Raw genomic sequence first — 18,562 nt, forward strand, 5'->3', positions numbered from 1 at the left:
GCAAGTTGTCCCAGAAGGCTCCTCGATGATGTCTCGTCGGCATTGCTCGGGCCCGTGTGGCCCGTGCCGTATTCCCTTGTGATGACACCTACTGTAGGCACCCAACCTTGCGGCAACGGCAAGGCAAGCTGAGAAAAACCTGGGATTTTAACCCCGCAGATAATTGACTGATCACAAGACGAGTGTGCGCCCCCGGTTTCCCGGGGGCGCACACTGCGTTACGCGCTGTCAGTGCTGCGCGTTAGGCCTCAGCCGTTCCACTGGCCGTTCTCGGCGAAGTAGTACCACTTCCAGCCGATCCAGTGCCCACCCGTGTACATCGCACCCGAGTCGGTACTCAGGTAGTACCAGAAGCCACCATCCTTCAGCCAACCGGTCGTCAACGCGCCACTGGAGTGCATGAAGTACCAGGACGAGCCGTCCTTGACCCATCCGGTCGCCATCGCGCCACTACCGGGCGTCAGGTAGTACCAGGTCGGACCATCAAGCAGCCAACCGGTCACCATCCGACCCGTCGCAGGATCCAGGTAGTACCAGGAAGAGCCATCCTTCACCCAGCCACTCGCCTGGGCACCCGAAGCGTCGTGGTAGAACCACGAACCAGCCTCACTCACCCAACCGGTACGCATGTAGCCGCGAGAATCAAAGCGGTAGATCGAGTTGCCGATCTGCAGCGTCTGGCTCACCGGGTAGGTCCCGTCGGCGTAGCGGTACCACCAGCCGAGAGAGTCGCTCACCCACTGGCCACCCTGCGGGGCAGGTGCCGGGGTCGGATCCGGGGAAGGCTCCGGCGCGGGCGCAGGATCCGGGGTCGGAGCGGGCGTCGGATCACCCTGGAGGCGCACCTCCTGCTTGGCGGGGTTGACGCCCCAGTCCCAGGCGAAGAGGTACGGGGTCACCGGGGCCTCGTCCGTGCGTCCCTGCTGCGCCCAGGCGGCCTTCAGCTCCGAGACGGGCACGTCGAAGTGGTAGCGGTGCGTGCCATCGGCGAGGATCTCACCATCGTCCTCGACGAGCTTGCGGTAGTACCACGTGCCATCGGCGTCCTCGTGGAAGTCGATGCCGGCCACGGGCGAGGCGTCGGTGACGTCGAAGGACACCGTGCGGGCATCGCCCTCACCGCTCACCGCCAGGTTGGAGATGACGGGGGCCTGCGTGTCCAGCGTGAACTCGTAGCTCATCTGGTGCTTGCGCGAGGACGGACCATCCGTCGCGGCCTCAATCGTCAGCGTGTAGGCGCCGTCGGCCAGCTCGTTGCCGGACTGGTCATAGCCGTCGAAGAAGGGTTCCTCACCGGCGAACTCACCCGGCTTCGTCCAGCCGGTCTCGAGGTCGTAGAGGGACTTGCGCACGCGGTTGATCGTATAGGAACGCACGGACTCGCCCGCGGAGTTGCGGTAGGTGAGAGTCATCGACGGAACGGAGCGCAGCATGCCGGTCATCGGCGCGATCTTGTCGGGGGCACCCGCCCACTTGGCGCGCGAGGTGATAAGGCGCTGCGTGTTGATCGTGGTGACCAGGTTCGAGTCCTGCTTGTCCGACAGCGGGTTCAGCGCTCCCAGCGGGATAGACGAGTGGGAGTTCACCAGCGCGGAACGGTAGACGTGCACAGGCGTCGTCTCGTTGTCCGACCACTTGCCGTCGAAGACGTTCGGGGCTCCCCACGAGCCGTAGAAGCCCAGGTAGGGCACGGTCAGGCTCGGGGTCCCATCCTTGCTCGTGAAGGTCACGGCGCCGTCGATGAAGGTGCCCTTCGGGGCGTTCTCCGACGCAAAGGCCGCGAACTCGGACTCGGGGGTCACGGTGACGGTCACGGTGGCGTTCGACATCGCGGGGACCGTGATCTGCTGGGCGTCCCCGGCCTCGGCAACGCCGTCACCGGAGAAGGTCAGCGAGATGCCCGCGCCCGCCCAGTTCTGCGAGTGCTCGAGGAAGAGGCCCTCCTCGACCATCTCGGAGAGCGCCTGGCCGCCGAGTGTGTAGGTGTGGGCGGCATCAGAGAGGTTGGTCAGCTGCACCTGGAAGGTCCAGCCCTTCGTCCCGTCGCCGAGGTCGGCCTTGGGTCGGGAGGGGTCGGCGGCGCCCACCACGGTCGGGTAGACGGTCGCGGTGGTCGCTGCGAGCGCGTCGACGGCGCCCGCGCCGACCCTGCGCGGCGAGTAGTAGGTGCCGTCGCCCAGCTCGACGTCGACGAGCGGGTGGGCGGTGCCCATGAGGAGGTTGGTGACGACCGCGTTCTTCTGCTCGGCGCTCATTCCAGAGAAGGCAGGATCGTTCGCGAGGCGCTGGCGCACGAGGGCACTGATGCCCGCGACCTGCGGGGATGCCATCGAGGTGCCCGACAGGCGCTGATACTCGTTGCCGAGGTAGGCCGACATGATGTCGCCGCCGGGGGCAGCGATCTCAGGCTTGAGGGTCAGGTCGGGGGCCACGCCCCACGCCGAAAACTCCGAGGCCGTCGGGTTGTTCGAGGCCAGCACGATGCCGGAGTGCGTGACAGTCACGGTGACGTCGGCTCCGTTGGCGCTAGCCAGGGCCTCGCGGATCGCCTCGCCGTCACGCTTGGTGATGGTCACCGTCGGCATCGACGTCGTCGAGCCGATGATCGCCTGGTAGGGCGTGCCGGCCTCGTCCGTGTCAGCGACCATGAGGGCTGCAGGAGCCGGCGAAAGGGCCGTCAGGTTGCGCGCCTTGAGTTCCTCGGTCATGGCCGAGCCATCGCGGGAGTCGGTGCCGCCCTTGTCCTCGAGGACGATCACGCCGGAGAGGTCGGTGCCCGCGTACTGCTCGAGCTGGCCGGTGCCGCCAGCGCCGGCGTCGACGATGCGGTAGGTCTTCTCAGGAACGTCGCGCAGGCCGCGCACAGCCGCACCCTGGCCGTCGAGGGCGGTGCGGTAGGCGATCTTGCGATCGCCCAGGCTCACGTAGGACAGGGCCTCCTGGTTGTCGACGGAGGCGACGGCCAGGGTGGACTTGTAGGAGGCGGGTTCGCCGAGCGTGCCCGTGTCGGGGTCGGTCGCGAACGGCTTGTTCTGGCCGGAGTTGTTGCCATAGGCGTTGGAGAAGGCGTTGCCGCCCGCCGCGTTGACGGTGATGCCAGCGGCGGCGAGCTTCTCATACACGCCGGCGAATACGCTGCCCGCGTCGCTGCTCATGCCGGAGTCGTCACCCAGGGACAGGTTGATGACGTCGGGCTTGATGACGAGCGCGTCATCGAGGGCCGCCAGCAGCGCGCTGTCAGGCATCGAGCCGTCCGCGTCCGAGGCGACCTTGGCGACGACGATCTGCGCGTGGGGTGCGGTGCCCTGCAGGACGTCCGCGTTGGCGGCCGCGATCGCGGTGACGTGCGTACCGTGGGACAGGTCCTTCTCGGAATGGGGCACGACGTCGGCGTCATTGTCCGCATAGTCGTAGGCGAAGGGGATCTTGCTGTTCACGTACGTGCCGGCTCCGCCGTGCGGGAGCTTGCCCGCGAAGGCCTGCACGTCGGCCTGGCTCATGCGCACGTTGACGCCGTCCATCGAGCCGGCGAAGGCGTCGTGGTCGGTCTGCAGGCCTGAGTCGATGACTTCGATGACCTGACGATCGCCCTTGAGGGCGACCTCGTTCGCGCGCGTCATCGCCAGGGACGAGGCGTTCTTGAGGACGGGCGCACCGCTCCCCTCGGCACCGGTTTCCATCGGCTTGTGGACGCCCTCGATGAAGGCGGTCTTGACGCCCTCGACCTTCTGGATCACGGAGAGAGCGGAGCCGGGCGCCTCGATGGCGAAGCCGACGAAAGCGTTGGTGTACTCGCGCACGGTCGTGACCTGCGCACCGGGGACGACTCCCTCGACCGCGGAGGTAATGCGGGCCTTCACGTCGTCGCGAGTGGCCTGCGTGGAGCCACCGGCTGTTCCATCCTCCAACTGGACGATGATCGTGGTCGGGGTGTCGTCAGCCGCCTCCTGCGCGGACGAGGCCTCGGGCAGGGTCACTCCCCCGGCCTCGGCCTGGCGGATGGACAGCAGCGCGTCCTCGACTCGCGTACCCGACTGCGCGTCCTTCGACGAGGCGTGGGTGGGGTTGGCGGGGAGGACACCGCCCGGCTGCGGGCTCGCTGCGAGCGCCGGGACGCTCACGCCGGTCAGGGCGAGGGCTGCGGCGAGCGCGAGTGCCGGGGTGGAGTGATGGGACATCAATGGCTCACTTACGTATCGACGAGATGACGATCTAGTGCGCGTCCGGATGACGCGCCGTCCCATTATGCGAAAGTTCTTCCAGTTGTGCAGTATGCATGTCCGATAGATGGCCCAGTGTCCACGCACTGACATTTTGTGCAGGCCCGAATATAAGCCGAGGGGCCGACCTTGCGGTCGACCCCTCGGCTTATCCCATCAACACAGTGCAAGTTTTCCCAGAAAGCTCCTCGAAAAAGTCTCGTCGGCATGTCCCGGACCCCCATGGTCCGTGCCGTATTCCCTTGTGATGACATTCAGTGTAAGGATCGAACCTTGCGACAACAGCAAGACAACCTGAAAAAACCCTGGGAATTTTGCGCTTGGTGCCTTTGACAGAAGCCAGGCCCGCACACCCAATGCGAATCGGGGTGCGGGCCTGGGCGGTCAGTCTGAGGGGCGACCTAGCTGATCAGCTGTCCCGTCTCAGAGAAGGTGTACCACGTCCAGAAGATGCGCAGTCGGCCCGTAGCCATCGCGCCGCTTCCGGTCTTCAGGTAGTACCAGGCACCACCGTCCTTGAGCCACCCCGTCATCATCTTGCCGGTGGTGGGGTTGAGATAGTACCAGGTGTCGCCGTCCTTGACCCAGCCGGTCGCCATGACGCCCGTGGCCGGGTCCAGGTAGTACCAGGAGATTCCGTCGAGGACCCAGCCGCTCGCCTGCGCGCCCGATGCGTTGTGGTAGTACCACGAGCCCTGCTCCTTCACCCATCCGGTGCGCATGTAGCCGCGCGCGTCGAAGCGGTACGTCGCTCCGTCGATAGCGAGGGTCGCATCGGCGGGGTACGTGCCGTCCTCGTAGCGGTACCACCAGCCGCGGCCATCCCACTTCCAGGTACCGGCCTTGGGGGCGGGCGCGGGGGCACTGACATGGATGGTGGCGCTGGCGGACACGCTCGGCTGCGTCGGGTCGGAGACGGTGATGGTCGCGTCGCCCGCTCCCACCGCGCGTACCTCGCCGGTCGCACTGACGGTCGCCACGGCCTCGTCCGAGGAAGACCAGACGACGCCGGTCACGTTCGCGTCCGCGGGCTCGTGGGTGGCGCTCAGCGCGAGGGTCTCCCCCACGCCGAGCGTGGCGGACTCGCGCGACAACGCGAGCGACGTCATGGGGATCGCTGTGAGGGCGACCGGCGCCGTTGCCCCGTTGACCGGCCAGTCCCACACGTGCAGGTAGATCGTCGACGGGTCACCGCCGATGCTCGTCAGGGCGTCCTTCAGCGGCACGTCGAAGTGGATGTGGACCAGACCGTCCTCGCTGCGCCCGGTCGGGTAGACCTCGGCGCCGCGCTCGACAACCTTGCCGTCGTCGGTGGCCGAGAAGCCGATACCGGCGATGGCCGAGGAGTCGATGACGTCGAAGGACAGGACGCGATCCTTGCCCTCACCCGACACCGTCACGTTGGAGATGACGGGAGCCTGCGTATCCAGGATGACGCTGTAGCTGATGGCCTGGGTCGCGGGCGACGGGCCGTAGGTCGAGGCATCGATCGTCAGCGTGTAGCGCCCGTCCGGCAACTCGGTGCCGTCCGGCGCATAGCCGTTGAACCAGGGGTCGCAGCCCGGCGCGGAGTCCTCGACCGTGCGCGGAGAGCGCGTGTGCACGTCGTAGATGGACCGATCCGCGCGCCCGCACGTGAAGGAGCGGATCGTCTCCCCGGCCTCGTTCCTAAAGGTGTAGGTCAGCGAGGGAACGGAGCGCAGCAGCACCGTGCCCGGGGTGACGACGGTCCGGGCGTCCTCGTGCGTGGAGCGCGAGATGACGAGGAGGTCGGGGTTGACCCCGTTGATCATCCTCTCGTCCTCGACGTCGAAGGGGCTCTGCTGGCCGAAGGGCAGGCGCCCATTCATGAACGTCGACCCGTATCCGCTGATGTGGTTGTCCGGGGTGACCAGGTCGAAGATCGCAGGCGCACCCCAGGAGCCGTAGAAGCCCACGTAGGGGACGGTGAGGTTCGGAGCCCCGTCGGCGCTCGTAAAGGTGACGGCGCCGTCGATGAACGTGCCCTTGGGCGTGTTCTCCGCAGCGTACGAGGCGAAAGCCTCGCGCGGGGTCACGGTAACGGCCACGGTGGCAGTTCCCTTGGCGGGTACGGTCACCGATTCGGAGGAGAAGGTCAGGTCGATGCCCTGTCCCGCCCAGTTGGTCGAGTGGTGAGTGAACAGCATGCTCTCGACCTTTTCGGACAGCGCCTGTCCGCCCAGCGTGTAGGTGTGGGCGGTGTCGGAGACGTTCGTCAGGGTCACCTGGAAGGTCCACCCGGAGGTTCCGTCGCCCAGGTCGGCCTTGGGGCGCGAGAGGTCAGCTGCCCCGACGACGCTTGGGTACACGGACGAGGTCGTGGCGCCCCGGGCGTCCACCAGGCCTGCACCCACGCGGCGCGGCGAGTAGAAAGTGCCGTTATTCTGCTCCGCGTCCACGATCGGACGGGCGGTACCCATCAGGAGGTTCGTGACCACGGCGTTCTTCTCGGCGGCGGACAGGGCTGCAAAGTCCGGATCGGTTGCCACGCGCTGACGCACGAGGGTGGCGACCGCGCCGGCCTGAGCCGAGGCCTCGGCCGTGCCGGACAGTCGATCGTAGTAGTTCCCGGGGGTCGCGGACATGACCGCGCCGCCGGGGGCCGCGACCTCGGGCTTGAGCCGCAGGTCGGGGGTCACGCCCGTGGAGGAGAAGTCGGAGGCGTGGACCCCCTCGGGCACGGTGAGGATCGTGGAGGGAGAGACGTTCACCTCGATCGATCCGCTCTCCGAGGCCTTGATCGCGTCGTAGAGGCGGTTGCGGTCCGAGGTCGTGATGGTCGCCATCGGCAGGTTGAACCAGCGATCGACCGACCACTTGATGGGGGTCTCGCTGTCGTACCAGTGTCCGAGCAGAACGCCGGCGGGCTTGCTGGTGAGGGACTTGAGGGCCTTGATCTTGTGCTTGACCTCCACCGAGTTACCGCGTGAGTCGTTGCCTCCCAGCTCCTCGAGGAGGATCGTGCGCGACAGGTCCCCGTAGTCCGATCCAAGGTGCTTGGCCAGGTCCTCGCTCGAGCCGTTTCCGGCGTATACAACGCGGTACGTGCCCTCGGCGAGGGTGTCGAATCCGGGGCCGTCACCCTTGCTCATGCGAGCCAGGGGGCGGTAGCCGATCAGGTGGTCACCGAAGGTGAGGGCACCCATGATCTCCTGTTCATTGACCGAGGCCACGGCGAGGGTCGAAGAGAAGGCAGCGGGGAAGCCGAGCGCGCCGTTGTCGGGGTCGTCGGCTCGACCATAGCTCTCGACGTCACCGGCGGGCGCGTAGACGGTCGTGCCCTGCGCGCCGAGCGCCTCGTAGACGTGGGAGTAGAGGGCCTCGGCGTCGTCCGTGAATCCTTCGGTCTTGGAGAAGGAGACCGAGACGACGTCGGGCTTGAGGACCATCGCGTCGTCGAGCGCGGCCAGGAGGTTCACGTCGCTGGCATCATTGCCCGGATCCTTCGTCACCTTCGCGACGATGAGCTGAGCCTGGGGCGCTGCGCCCGCGAACTGTCCGCTGTTAGCCGCGGCGAGGGCTGCGACGTGCGTGCCCTGGCTGTTGGCGCTGCGGGCTCCGTCGCCTCCTTCCTCCGTGGCCAGCACGTCGGTGTCCCCGTCACCGTAGTCGTAGGCGAAGGGGATCTTGGGACTCACCCAGACACCGCCCTTGCCGGCGCCCAGCTGCGAGGCGAGCGAGGCTACCGAGTCCTGCGTGAAGCGCAGCGACGCTGCATCCATGTCGCCGGCAAAAGCCTGGTGCGAGGTATCGATGCCGCTGTCGATGAGCTCGATGACCTGCCCCTGGCCCTTCTGGACAAGGCCGTCGGCCCGCATCATCTGGGCCGCTGCACCGGTGGCTGCATCCGACTCGTCGCCCCCGGCGACGGCTCGATAGCCGCCGGAAATCTCTTCATCCGTGGCGAACGTGTGACTGCCATCGAGGAAGGCACCCTTGACGCCATCCGTCGCCTTGATGGCGCCAAGCGTCGAGGCGGGCGCCTGGATCGCAAAACCGTCAAAGGCGTGGTGGTAGTCGCGCACGTCGGAGATGGTCGCGCCGGGGCTGGCCGCTGCTACGGCCTCGCCGATGCGTTTCTTCATCTGCGCGTAGTACACGGCGTGGTCGGCCCCGGCGTCGCCCGCCTCGAGCTGGACGATGATCGTCGCCGGGGAGTCGTTCGCGCCCTGCTGGGGCGACGAGGCCTGGGTGGCGTCGGCCGCGTCCGCAAAGGCGGCGGGCACGCCGATCGTGGTGAGCGCGAGGGCGCCGGCCGCTATGAGCGTCAGCGCTGCGCGTCGGTAGTGAAACATTGTCGGCTCGCTTTCTTCACACATAATGTGTTGAGCTGCATGAGGGTGGTGATCGCGCAGCACATCCCTGTGGGGCGCGATAGGGCGGGCGGAGCGTATGCGGTGCCCGCGTCGCCTTGCGAGCGCGCCCGCTCCCCCGGCACGAGTCCGGGCGGGGCGGGCGCGACGCATGGGTAGTCCTTCGGGTCAGCGGGTCAGCGGATCAACTTGCCGTTGTCGGCGAATCGGTAGTACTTCCACACGATCCACAGGCGTCCGGTCGCCATCTGGCCGCTGCCGGGCTTGAGGTAGTACCAGGAGCCCTCCTCGTAGTGCCATCCGGTCTTCATCTTCCCGTTGGTGGGGTTCAGGTAGTACCAGTGCGAACCGTCTTCGACCCATCCCGTGGCCATCTGGCCACTTCCGGGGGTCAGGTAGTACCAGGAGACGCCGTCAAGGACCCAGCCGGTGGCCTGCGCGCCGGACAGCGCGTGGTAGTACCAGGCGCCCCGCTCGAAGACCCAGCCCGTGCGCATGTAGCCGTCCGCGTCGAATCGGTAGACCTGGCCGTCGATGGTCTTGGCCGTGTTCGAGGGGTAGGTGCCGTCCGCGTAGCGGTACCACCAGCCGCGAGCGCCCCACGTCCACGTGCCCTGAGCGGGAGCGGAGTCGGAGCCGGCCTTGACGGTCACGGTCGCCGAGGTGACGACGTGGGGATCCTGGCGCACGTCGAGGCGCAGGGTGGCGTCGGCGCTGGTCGGGGTCCAGGTGTAGGAGGCGGTGGATGCGCTCTCATCCGAGCTGCCCTGCATCGATTCCCAGTCCTGGAGAACCGTCTCCGTGCCGTCGCCGCTGATCTGCACGACGCGCATCTGGCGTCCGCCCAGAGTGCCGCCCTGCGCGGAGACGTTCACGGTCGTCGGCGTACCCACCGAGGTGGTGAGCGTGTATCCGGGTCCGGCTTCGGTGATTCCGTCGCCTGACACTGCGACCTGCGGGCGGGTGTACTCGAAGAGGTTGGCCGTGTTGTAGCCGGCGTCCTTCATCGCGGTTTCGGTGAGGGTCCACGCCTTCGACCCCTTGGGGGCGGCGACGTAGATTTCGGTGCCGTCCTTGAGGTCCTGTGCCATGTCGGCCGCGAGCTTGATCTCCTGCACGGTCGAGGGCAGGACCAGGACGCGGGGCGTGTCGAACCAGAAGGTGAAGCTGGTCATCCCCTCGCCGAAGTAGGCGCTGTCGGGGCGGCCGTTGGTGGCCTTGCCCTCGTAGTAGAACTCGCCGTTGTTGCCGCCGCGCACGATGAGGTGGCGCGGGGTGGCGGTGTCTCGCGGTGTCATCCACAGTTCCGTGACCTGCGAGCCCAGTTCAATCGTGTCCAGGCCGTTGTTGACGAGGCCGCGGGCGACCGTCACCGAGTCGGGGATGACGAGATCGGTGAGGTTCGCGTCGCCTTCAAAGGCACCGTAGCCGATAGTCGTCAGCCCCTCGGGCAGGACGACGCGACGCAGGAACGTATTGTGCGCGAAAGCGGTGTCGGCGATAGCGACCGTGCCGTCAGGAACCGTCACGTCAGTGTCCGTCTTCGTGGGAAGGTACAGGACCAGGGTGCGGCCCGCGTTGCCCTTGCTGTACAGGACGCCGTCTTCGACGGTGTACATCGAGTTGGCGGGGGCGACGCTGAGGGAGGCGAGGTTGTTCGCGGCCACGAATGCGGATTCACCGATGGAGGTCAGGCCCGAGCCCAGATGCACAGACCGGAGCGCAGCGTTCCCAGCGAACGCGCCCTTACCGATCGAGGTTACCGAGTCGGGCAACGACACAGAGACGAGAGCCGAACCGTCGAAGGCATAGTCGCCGACCTCGGCCAGGCGATTCAGGTCGGGACGGAAATTCACCTCGGCGAGCGCCTTGTCGTAGCGGAAGGCACTATCCGGCAGCATCGTGGCACCACCCAGATCAACGCGCTCCAGCTTGGACATGTACCAGAAGGCCGTGTCATCCATGGACTCGAACCCGTCAGGCAGGGTCAGGGACGTGATCCGCGATCCCACGAACGCACCCTTGCCGACGTGGCGCAGATGTGAGGGCAGGGTCACGGAGGTGATCTGCGCGGAGGAGAAAGCGCCCTCGTCGATGAATGCGGTTTCCTCGGCAACGGTGTACGAACCGCCCGCATTCTTCGCCTGCGGGTAGGTCGCCAGGTGCGTCAGGCCCTTCGCGTACAGGACACCGTCGAGGCTCTGGTAGTTCTGGTTCGCCGCGTCAACCTCGATGCTCTCCAGGAGCGGGGTGCGCGCGAATGCTGCGAACAGGCCGTCGGCCTGGACGTTCGGGCCGACGGTGACGGAGCGCAGCTTCGCCATGTCGCTGAAGGTCTCGAGGCCTGCCGTCTTGAGAGAACGAGGCAGGGAAACGCTCTCCAGGGGTGTGTATGCGAAGGCGCGCTCCCCGATCGTCTCCAACTGCGAGGGGTGTGCGTCGTCGTCCTGGAAGGTCACCTGGGTGAGCGGCTGGCCTGAAAAGACATAGTCGTCGATTGTGCGCACACTCGCGGGGATCCACACGCTCGTCAGACTCGCGCCATTAAAGGCGTTCGTAGCGATCTCGGTGACACCGTCGGGGATGCGGACATCCGTTGCAGTGCCCGTGTACGACACGAGCACGCCGTCGGCGTCGATGGTGAAGCCATCAGCGTCGACTTGCAGCGGGGCGGCTGCGTTCACCCGACCGGCGGCGCCGGCGTCTGCCGCGAAGGCGGCGGGCACGCTGACCGCGGTCAGGGACAGGGCGCCGGCGAGCGCGAACGCCAGCACCGTTAACTTTCGATGGGACATCTGTGACCCCTTCTATTGACAGTTGGTAAGTGAAGGCTCCGTGTTGCAACCACGACCCCTTGTGTCAAACATATCTCTCAATAGGGTTTTCGGATACCCCCTGAGACACTCCTTCTCAGCATATGTCGCTTGGCGAGACGGCATATTTGCGCGTAGTACCATGCATCAACCCGGACCGATAGAGAGCACTCATCGGCGACATCACAGCCGCATATCACCCATTTTTTCTAGGGTTTCATGACATCTTTCCATCGAATCTGACAAATCAACCGACAGCCAAGATTTGCGCCATATCCACCCCTACAAGCAAGCACGCGCGAAGCCATAGCACACGAGGCCCGACCTAGTGGTCGAAGAAATGCCCGCGCCCCGGAGAGTCTCCGGGGCGCGGGCAAACAGTCTCGCAGCTATGTCAGCCGACGAGCTGTCCCGACTCGTTGAAGTAGTACCACTTCCAGCCGATCCAGTGACCGCCGGTGTACATCGCTCCCGAGTCGGTGCTCAGGTAGTACCAGAAGCCGCCATCCTTCAGCCAGCCGGTGGTCAGCGCGCCGCTGGGGGCCATGTAGTACCAGGAGGAACCATCCTTCACCCAGCCGGTCGCCATCGCGCCGCTGCCGGGCGTCAGGTAGTACCAGGTCAGCCCATCGAGGATCCATCCCGTCACCATCTGTCCGGTCGTCGGGTTCAGGTAGTACCAGGAGGAGCCGTCCTTCACCCAGCCGCTCGCCTGAGCGCCAGACAGATTGTGGAAGTACCACGCGCCATCCTCACTCGCCCAGCCGGTGCGCATGTAGCCATCCGCACCAAAGCGGTACGTGGAGTTGCCGATCTGCACCGTCTGGCTCACCGGGTAGGTGCCATCCGCATAGCGGTACCACCAGCCGACGGAGTCGCTGATCCACTGGCCACCCTGCGGGGCGGGAGCCGGATCGGGCTCAGGCGCCGGAGTCGGGTCCGGCGCGGGCGTCGGGTCCGGCGCGGGCGTCGGGTCCGGCGTCGGCTCAGGCGCAGGCATCGGATCCGGGGTACCCGGCAGCTTGATCATGAGGGCGCTCGTCAGGTAGGAGGCATCACGCACCTGGACGCGCAGGCTCACGTCCACGGCGGACGGGGTCCACGGGAAGGTCACGGAGGAGGCCGCAGCTCGGTCCCCGCCGTCCGTCACCGTCGTCCAGTCGCGCACGAGGGTCTCGGTGCCGTCTGCGCCGATCTGCACGGCTCGGACCTGCTGTGTGCCGGCGATGCCACCGGCAACCGTCGCGGTCACGTCGACCGACGCGCCGACCTCGCCCGTGTACGTGTAGCTTCCCCCGGCCTCGTTAATGTTGGCACCCGCCAGGGTCATCGACGCGCCCGTGTAGGTGTGCAGGTGGGAGGCGTCGATGCCGGCCGCCTCGAGGGCGTCCTTGGCGACATTCCACGCCGGCTCACCCTCGGCTGCGGCAACGTAGACGTGGGTGTCATCCTTCTTCTCGTCGCTCAGCTCAGGCTCGAGGTCGAGTCGGGTGAGCGTGGAGGGCAGGACGAGGACGCGCGGGACGTCCACGCCGAAGGACACGCGGGTCATGCCCTCGCCGAAGTAGGCGCTCTGGCGGCGTCCGTTCGTCGGGCGACCGTCGTACACGAAGGAGCCGTCCACGCCGCCGCGCACGACGATGCGACGAGGCATGGGAACCCAGCTGCCTTCCATGCGGATCGAGGTCACCTTGGAGCCGTACTCGACGAGTTCTAGGGAGTTTCCGGTGACGCCGCTCGAGCGCTCGACCGACTCGGGGATGACGAGCTCGGTGAGGGCCGTGGTGCCCGCGAAGGCGTCGTCGCCGATGACCTTGAGGCCCTCGGGCAGGACGACGCGGGTGAGCGTCTTGTTGTTGGCGAATGCCGTCGCGCCGATCTCGACCGTGCCCGCGCGCACCGTGTAGTCGGTGAGCGTGTTGGCGGCCGGGGACAGCATCAGGTGCAGGCCGTCGTCCGCCTTGCGATACAGGACGTTGTGCTCGGCCGAGTACACCGGGTTGCCATCCACAACGGTCAGCGTCGCGATCTTGCGGTCGTTGTACAGGGCGGTCTCGGCGAAGGAGGTGACGCCCGCTCCGATGTGGAACGAGGTCAGGGCCGTGCTCTCCGAGAATGCCTGCTCGCCGACCGTGGTCACGGAGTCCGGCAGGGACACCGAGGACTGTGCCGTGCGGCTAAACGCGAAGTCGCCGATCGTGGTCAGGCGGCCGAGCTCGGGCCGGAAGTTGACGCCGGCCTTGGCGCTCGTGGACTCAAACGCGCTGCCGCCCAGGGAGATCGTGCCGCCCAGGTCGATGCTCGCGAGCTTGTCGGCGGAGCAGAAGGCGCAGGTGCCGACCGTCTCGAACTTCTCGGGCAGGGTCACAGCGGTGAGCGCGGAGAGGCGGAAGGCCTCGTCCTTGATCTCGCGCAGGCTGTCGGGCAGCGTCACAGTCGTGATGCCCGCCTTCTGGAATGCCTTGGGCGCGATCGTCGTGACACCGTCCAGGACCGTGTACGTGCCTCCCGTGTTCTTGGCGGCCGGGTACAGGATGAGGCGCGAGTGGTCCTTGGAGTACAGGACTCCGTCAACGCTCTCGTAGTTCGGGTTCGCGGGATCGACCTCGACGCTGGTCAGCGCGGCGGTCTCGGCGTAGCCCGAGGTCACGGAGTCGGCGGCGACGTTGGGGCCCAGCTTGATCGTGGTGAGCGCCGAGTTGTAGTCGAAGACCTCCGCGCCGATCGTCACCACGGAGCGCGGCAGCTCGATGGCCTCGAGGCTCGTGTTCGCGAACGCGCGGTCGGCGATCGTGGTCAGCTGGGCCGGGTGGGCCTCGTCGTCGACGAAGGTGATCTTCTTCAGCGAGCTGTAGATGAAGGCCTCCAGGCCGATCGAGCGCACCGAGGCGGGGACCGTCACGGACTCCACGGTGGAGCTCGCGAAGGCACGCTCGCCGATGGAGGTCACGGTGTCGGGCAGGGTGACCTCGGTGGCCGAGCCCTTGTACTTGACGAGGACGCCGTCCTCGCTGATCTCGAAGTCGTCGGCATCGGCGGAGCGCACCGTGACGGGGATGGACGCGGTCTTGGCCGCGCCGGCCTCGGTGGTGACGGTGGCGGTCAACGTTCCGGAGCCCGCGTGATCGCCGGCGGTCAGGGTCGCCTTGCGCGTATCCGTGTCGGCGGCGACCGTGGCCAGGTCGGCAGGCTCCACGCTCCACGTCACCGCGCGGTCCTTCAGCGAGGGCGCCAGGTAAGCCTTCACGGGAGCGGTCTCGCCCACCTTGACGCTCACCTGGTTGTCGGCGAGTTCGATGCCCGCATCCTCGGAGATCGTGCGCACGCGGATCTGGGCGCTGGCCGACAGGGTCGGCTGAGACGCGTCGGTCGCGGTGATCGTCGCCTCGCCGGCGGCCAGGGCGCGGACCTCACCGTTGTCGTTCACGGTGGCCACGGCCTCGTTCGAGGACGTCCACACGAGGTCGGTGACGTTCGCGTTCGCCGGCTCGTAAGAGGGGCTCAGCGTGACCGTCTCGCCCGCGACGACCTCGGAGTCCTGCGGGGTGAGCGCCAGGGAGGTCATCGGGATCGTGCTGAAGCGGATCACCTGGCGGGCCTGGTTCTTCCCCCAGTCCCAGGCGAACAGGTAGGCGGTCGCCGGATCCGAGGAGTCCGCGCGGTCGATGAGGTCGGTCCACTTGATCTCGTAGTGCTTCGCGTAGGTGCCGTCGGCCTGACGGTTCGCGCCCACAGCCTCCTTCTCGTCGTAGTAGCGACGAGAGGTCGGGGACTCGGAGAAGGCGATGCCGGCCAGCGGCGAGTTGTCGGTGACGTCGAAGGACACGACGCGCTCGTCGCCCTCGCCGGTCACCGTCAGGTTGGAGATGACGGGCGCCTGGGTGTCCAGGGTGAAGTCCCAGGTCAGCTGCGAGGAAACGCTCGAGGGCGCGACCGAGGCCGCGTCGATCGTCAGCTTGTAGCGGCCCGCGGGCAGCTCCTTGCCGTCCTTGTCGAAGCCGTCAAAGACCGGGTTGTTGCCCTCCTGGCTTTCGATGGGCTCGACCTTGCTGGCGTGGTAGTTGAACAGGGACTTGCGGGCGCGCTCGAAGGTGTACTCACGCACCACCTCGCCGGCCTCGTTCGTGTAGGTGTAGGTCACCTTCGGCGAGTTACGCAGCAGGCAAGTGCGCGGCAGGATGCGCGAGGGGGCCTCGGGCAGCGCGGAGCGGGACATGATGAAGTACGCGGGGTCGACCGCGCGCACGTCATCGAGTTCCTGTCCGGCGAGCGGGTTCAGGGCGCCCAGGGGCACCTCGGTCGCGGGGTTGATGAGGGTAGAGGAGCAGGCGTGCGCGGTGCTCGTCGTGCCGTCGTACCACTTGCCATCGAAGACGGCAGGCGCGCCCCAGGAGCCGTAGAAGCCCATGTAGGGGACAGTCAGGTCGGGCTGACCGTCGGCGCTCGTGAAGGTCACGGCGCCGTCGATGAACGTGCCCTTGGGAGCGTTCTCATTCGCGTACGAGGCGAAGGCACCCTGCGGGGTCACGGTGACGGTCACGGTCGCGGTGCTCTTTGCAGGCACGGTCACCGAGTCAGCGGAGTAGGTCAGGTCGATGCCCTGCCCCGCCCAGTTCTTGGAGTGCTCGGTGAAGAGGCCCCCCTCGACGATCTCGGAGAGCGCCTGGCCGCCCAGGGTGTACGTGTGGTCGGCGTCGGAGATGTTCGTCAGGGTCACCTGGAAGGTCCACCCGTTCGTGCCCTCGCCCAGGTCAGCCTTGGGACGCCACGGGTTTTCCGCGCCCGCGACGCTCGGGTAGACGGTCGTGGTCGTGGCTGCGAGGGCGTCCACCTGGCCGGCGCCCACGCGGCGCGGCGAGTAGTAGGTGCCGTCGTTCTGGTCGATGTCGAGCAGCGGGTGGGCGGTGCCCATCATGAGGGTGGTGACGATCGCGGCCTTGTCTGCCTCCGACAGGCCGGCGAATGCCGGGTCGTTGTTGACGCGCTGGCGCACGAGGGTCGCGATGCCCGCCACCTGCGGGGTCGCCATGGACGTGCCCGACATGGAGCGGTACGTGTTGCCCAGGACAGCCGCGACAATGTTACCGCCGGGGGCCGCGATCTCAGGCTTGAGCTTGAGGTCGGGCGTGACACCCCACGAGGTGAAGTCGGAGACCGACGGGTTCGTCGAGGCGAGCTTCAGGCCCGCGTGAGGGTTGGAGATCGTGATGGAGCCGGACTCACTGGCCTTGATAGCCTCGATGAGCGCGTCCTTCTCTTTCTTCGTGATGGTCACGGTCGGCATCGTGTGGGTGGCCTCGATGGTCGCCACGTAGGGGTTTTCGACCGTCTCGGAGTCACCGATGATGAGGGCGGCGGGCTTGGAGGTCAGCTGGGTCAGGCCCTTGACCTTGGCCTCGTGGGTCATGTCCGCGCCCGTCGCACTGTCGGAGCCGCCGCGGTCTTCGAGGACGATGACCTGAGAGAGGTCTCCGGGGTGCTCGGCGACGAGCTTGCTGAGGGCTGCCGCGTCACCGATACCCGCGTAGACGAGGGTGTAGGTGCCCTCGGGGATGTCGAGGAGGCTCGGCACGACGGCATCCTTGAGGCCGCGCGACTTGCGGTAGACGACCTGGCGGTCCCCCACCGTCAGGTAGGGTAGGGCGTCCTGGTTGTTGACCGAGGCGACGGCCAGGGTCGAGCTGTAGGACCCGGGCTCGGAGACCGTGCCGGCGTCGGGGTCGGTCGCGTAGGGCTTGTTTCTGCCGCTGTAGTTGGAGTACGCGCTCGAGTAGGAGTTACCCGCAGCGGCGTTGACCGTCACGCCGGCGGCGGCGAGGTTCTTGTAGACCTCCGCGTACATGGTTCCGGCCTCGGTGCCCATACCCGCGTCCTCGCCGAGGGAGAGGTTGATCGAGTCGGGCTTAATAACGACCGCGTCGTCGAGGGCCGCCAGAACAGTGTTGTCGGGGATCGATCCATCCTTGTCGGAGGCGACCTTGGCGACGATGATCTGCGCGTGGGGCGCGGTGCCCTGCAGGTCGGCCGCGTTGGCGGCAGCGATCGCGGCAACGTGGGTGCCGTGCGACAGGTCCTTGCTGGACTTGGGCAGCACGTCCGCGTCGTTGTCCGCGTAGTCGAAGACAAAGGGGATCTTGCTGTTGAGGTAGGCGCCGGTCTTGCCGTGCGGCAGCTTGCCGACGAGGGCCTCGACGTCCCCCTGGCTCAGGCGCACGTCGACGCCATCCATGGAGCCGGAGAACGCCTGGTGGGTGGCCTCGATGCCTGTGTCGATGACCTCGACGACCTGACGATCACCCTTCTGGGTGGTCTGGTTGGCGCGCGTCATCTCCAGGGAGGAGGCGTTTTGCAGGGCGGGATCCACGGCCTCGGCACCGAGTGCGCCCGCGTCCCCCTCGACGACCATGGGCTTGTGGTGGCGCTCGATGAACGCAGCCTTGACGCCCTCGGTCGCCTTGATGGCATCCAGGGACGAGGCCGGGGCCTGGATTGCGAAACCGTCCAGCGCGTGCGTGTAGTCGCGCACGTCGGTGATGTCCGCACCGGGGACCACTGCCTCGACCGAGGTTTCGATGCGTTCCTTGACCGTCTCGTGCTTGGTCGAGGACGACAGGCCGAAGACCCGCTGGTACCACGGGATGCCGACCGAGCCGTCCTCGAGCTGGACGATGATCGTCGTCGGGGTGTCGTCGGCGGGGACGCTCTCGGGGGTGGTGGTCGGGTTCTCGGCCCCGGCCTCGTCGGCGGCTCCCGACTGCGGGGTGCCGGACTGGGCGTCGACGGACGAGGCGGGGGCGGGGGTACCCGACTGGCTTTCCTCGGGGCTGTTGGCCGCGAAAGCCGCCGGGGTGGTCACGGCGGTCATGGCAAGGGTGCCCGCGGTTAGCAGCACCAATGCCGAGGTTGTGCGATGGGACATCTATGGCTCACTTGGTTGACAACTGGGTCAGGGCATGGCCGTGGATACGGCATAACCCAGCGTCTAGGGTAGGGTTACCTATCCTTACTGAAAAGTCCCGATCAGTTTTCTTCTCACCATCCGTCGAGGGCTTTACGTCCGCGTTTATCCGCCGTAAACTATCCCTCTTAGTATCACCTTAGTTACGATAGTCGCCCTTAAATTGCGCTGGTCGCGGCAGGAGACGACAAACCCGCCGAGGAGGGCGCGGACGCGGGGTCCGCATCGCCTCCTGGC

The 18,562-nt window shown here is 66.9% G+C and carries 4 protein-coding genes; all 4 read right to left on the minus strand.

The annotated features are described in order from the left end of the window. Positions 1 to 248: 248 nt before the first annotated feature. On the minus strand, positions 249 to 4,178 hold the full coding sequence (locus tag FBF35_RS07205) for a S8 family serine peptidase (protein ID WP_060567591.1): 3,930 nt from the start codon (positions 4,176 to 4,178) through the stop codon (positions 249 to 251). 443 nt (positions 4,179 to 4,621) lie between these two features. Then, positions 4,622 to 8,536 carry a S8 family serine peptidase gene (locus tag FBF35_RS07210; protein ID WP_060567590.1) on the minus strand — a complete coding sequence of 1,305 codons (3,915 nt, stop codon included), beginning with the start codon at positions 8,534 to 8,536 and terminating at the stop codon, positions 4,622 to 4,624. Positions 8,537 to 8,730: 194 nt separating this feature from the next. Next, positions 8,731 to 11,349: a leucine-rich repeat protein gene (locus FBF35_RS07215; protein ID WP_060567589.1), complete on the minus strand. Its 2,619-nt coding sequence runs from the start codon at positions 11,347 to 11,349 to the stop codon at positions 8,731 to 8,733. 412 nt (positions 11,350 to 11,761) lie between these two features. Then, entirely contained in the window at positions 11,762 to 18,286 is a 6,525-nt protein-coding gene (locus FBF35_RS07220) for a leucine-rich repeat protein (protein WP_060567588.1), read from the minus strand. Between the last annotated feature and the right edge of the window lie 276 nt (positions 18,287 to 18,562).

The organism is Schaalia odontolytica (assembly GCF_005696695.1).
GTDB classification, from domain to species: Bacteria; Actinomycetota; Actinomycetes; order Actinomycetales; family Actinomycetaceae; genus Pauljensenia; species Pauljensenia odontolytica_C.

What these genes read in the sequence shown, in the direction of transcription:
- FBF35_RS07205 (WP_060567591.1), bottom strand. Translation starts at nt 4,178, where the DNA reads ATGTCCCATCACTCCACCCCGGCACTCGCGCTCGCCGCAGCCCTCGCC.
- FBF35_RS07210 (WP_060567590.1), bottom strand. Translation starts at nt 8,536, where the DNA reads ATGTTTCACTACCGACGCGCAGCGCTGACGCTCATAGCGGCCGGCGCC.
- FBF35_RS07215 (WP_060567589.1), bottom strand. Translation starts at nt 11,349, where the DNA reads ATGTCCCATCGAAAGTTAACGGTGCTGGCGTTCGCGCTCGCCGGCGCC.
- FBF35_RS07220 (WP_060567588.1), bottom strand. Translation starts at nt 18,286, where the DNA reads ATGTCCCATCGCACAACCTCGGCATTGGTGCTGCTAACCGCGGGCACC.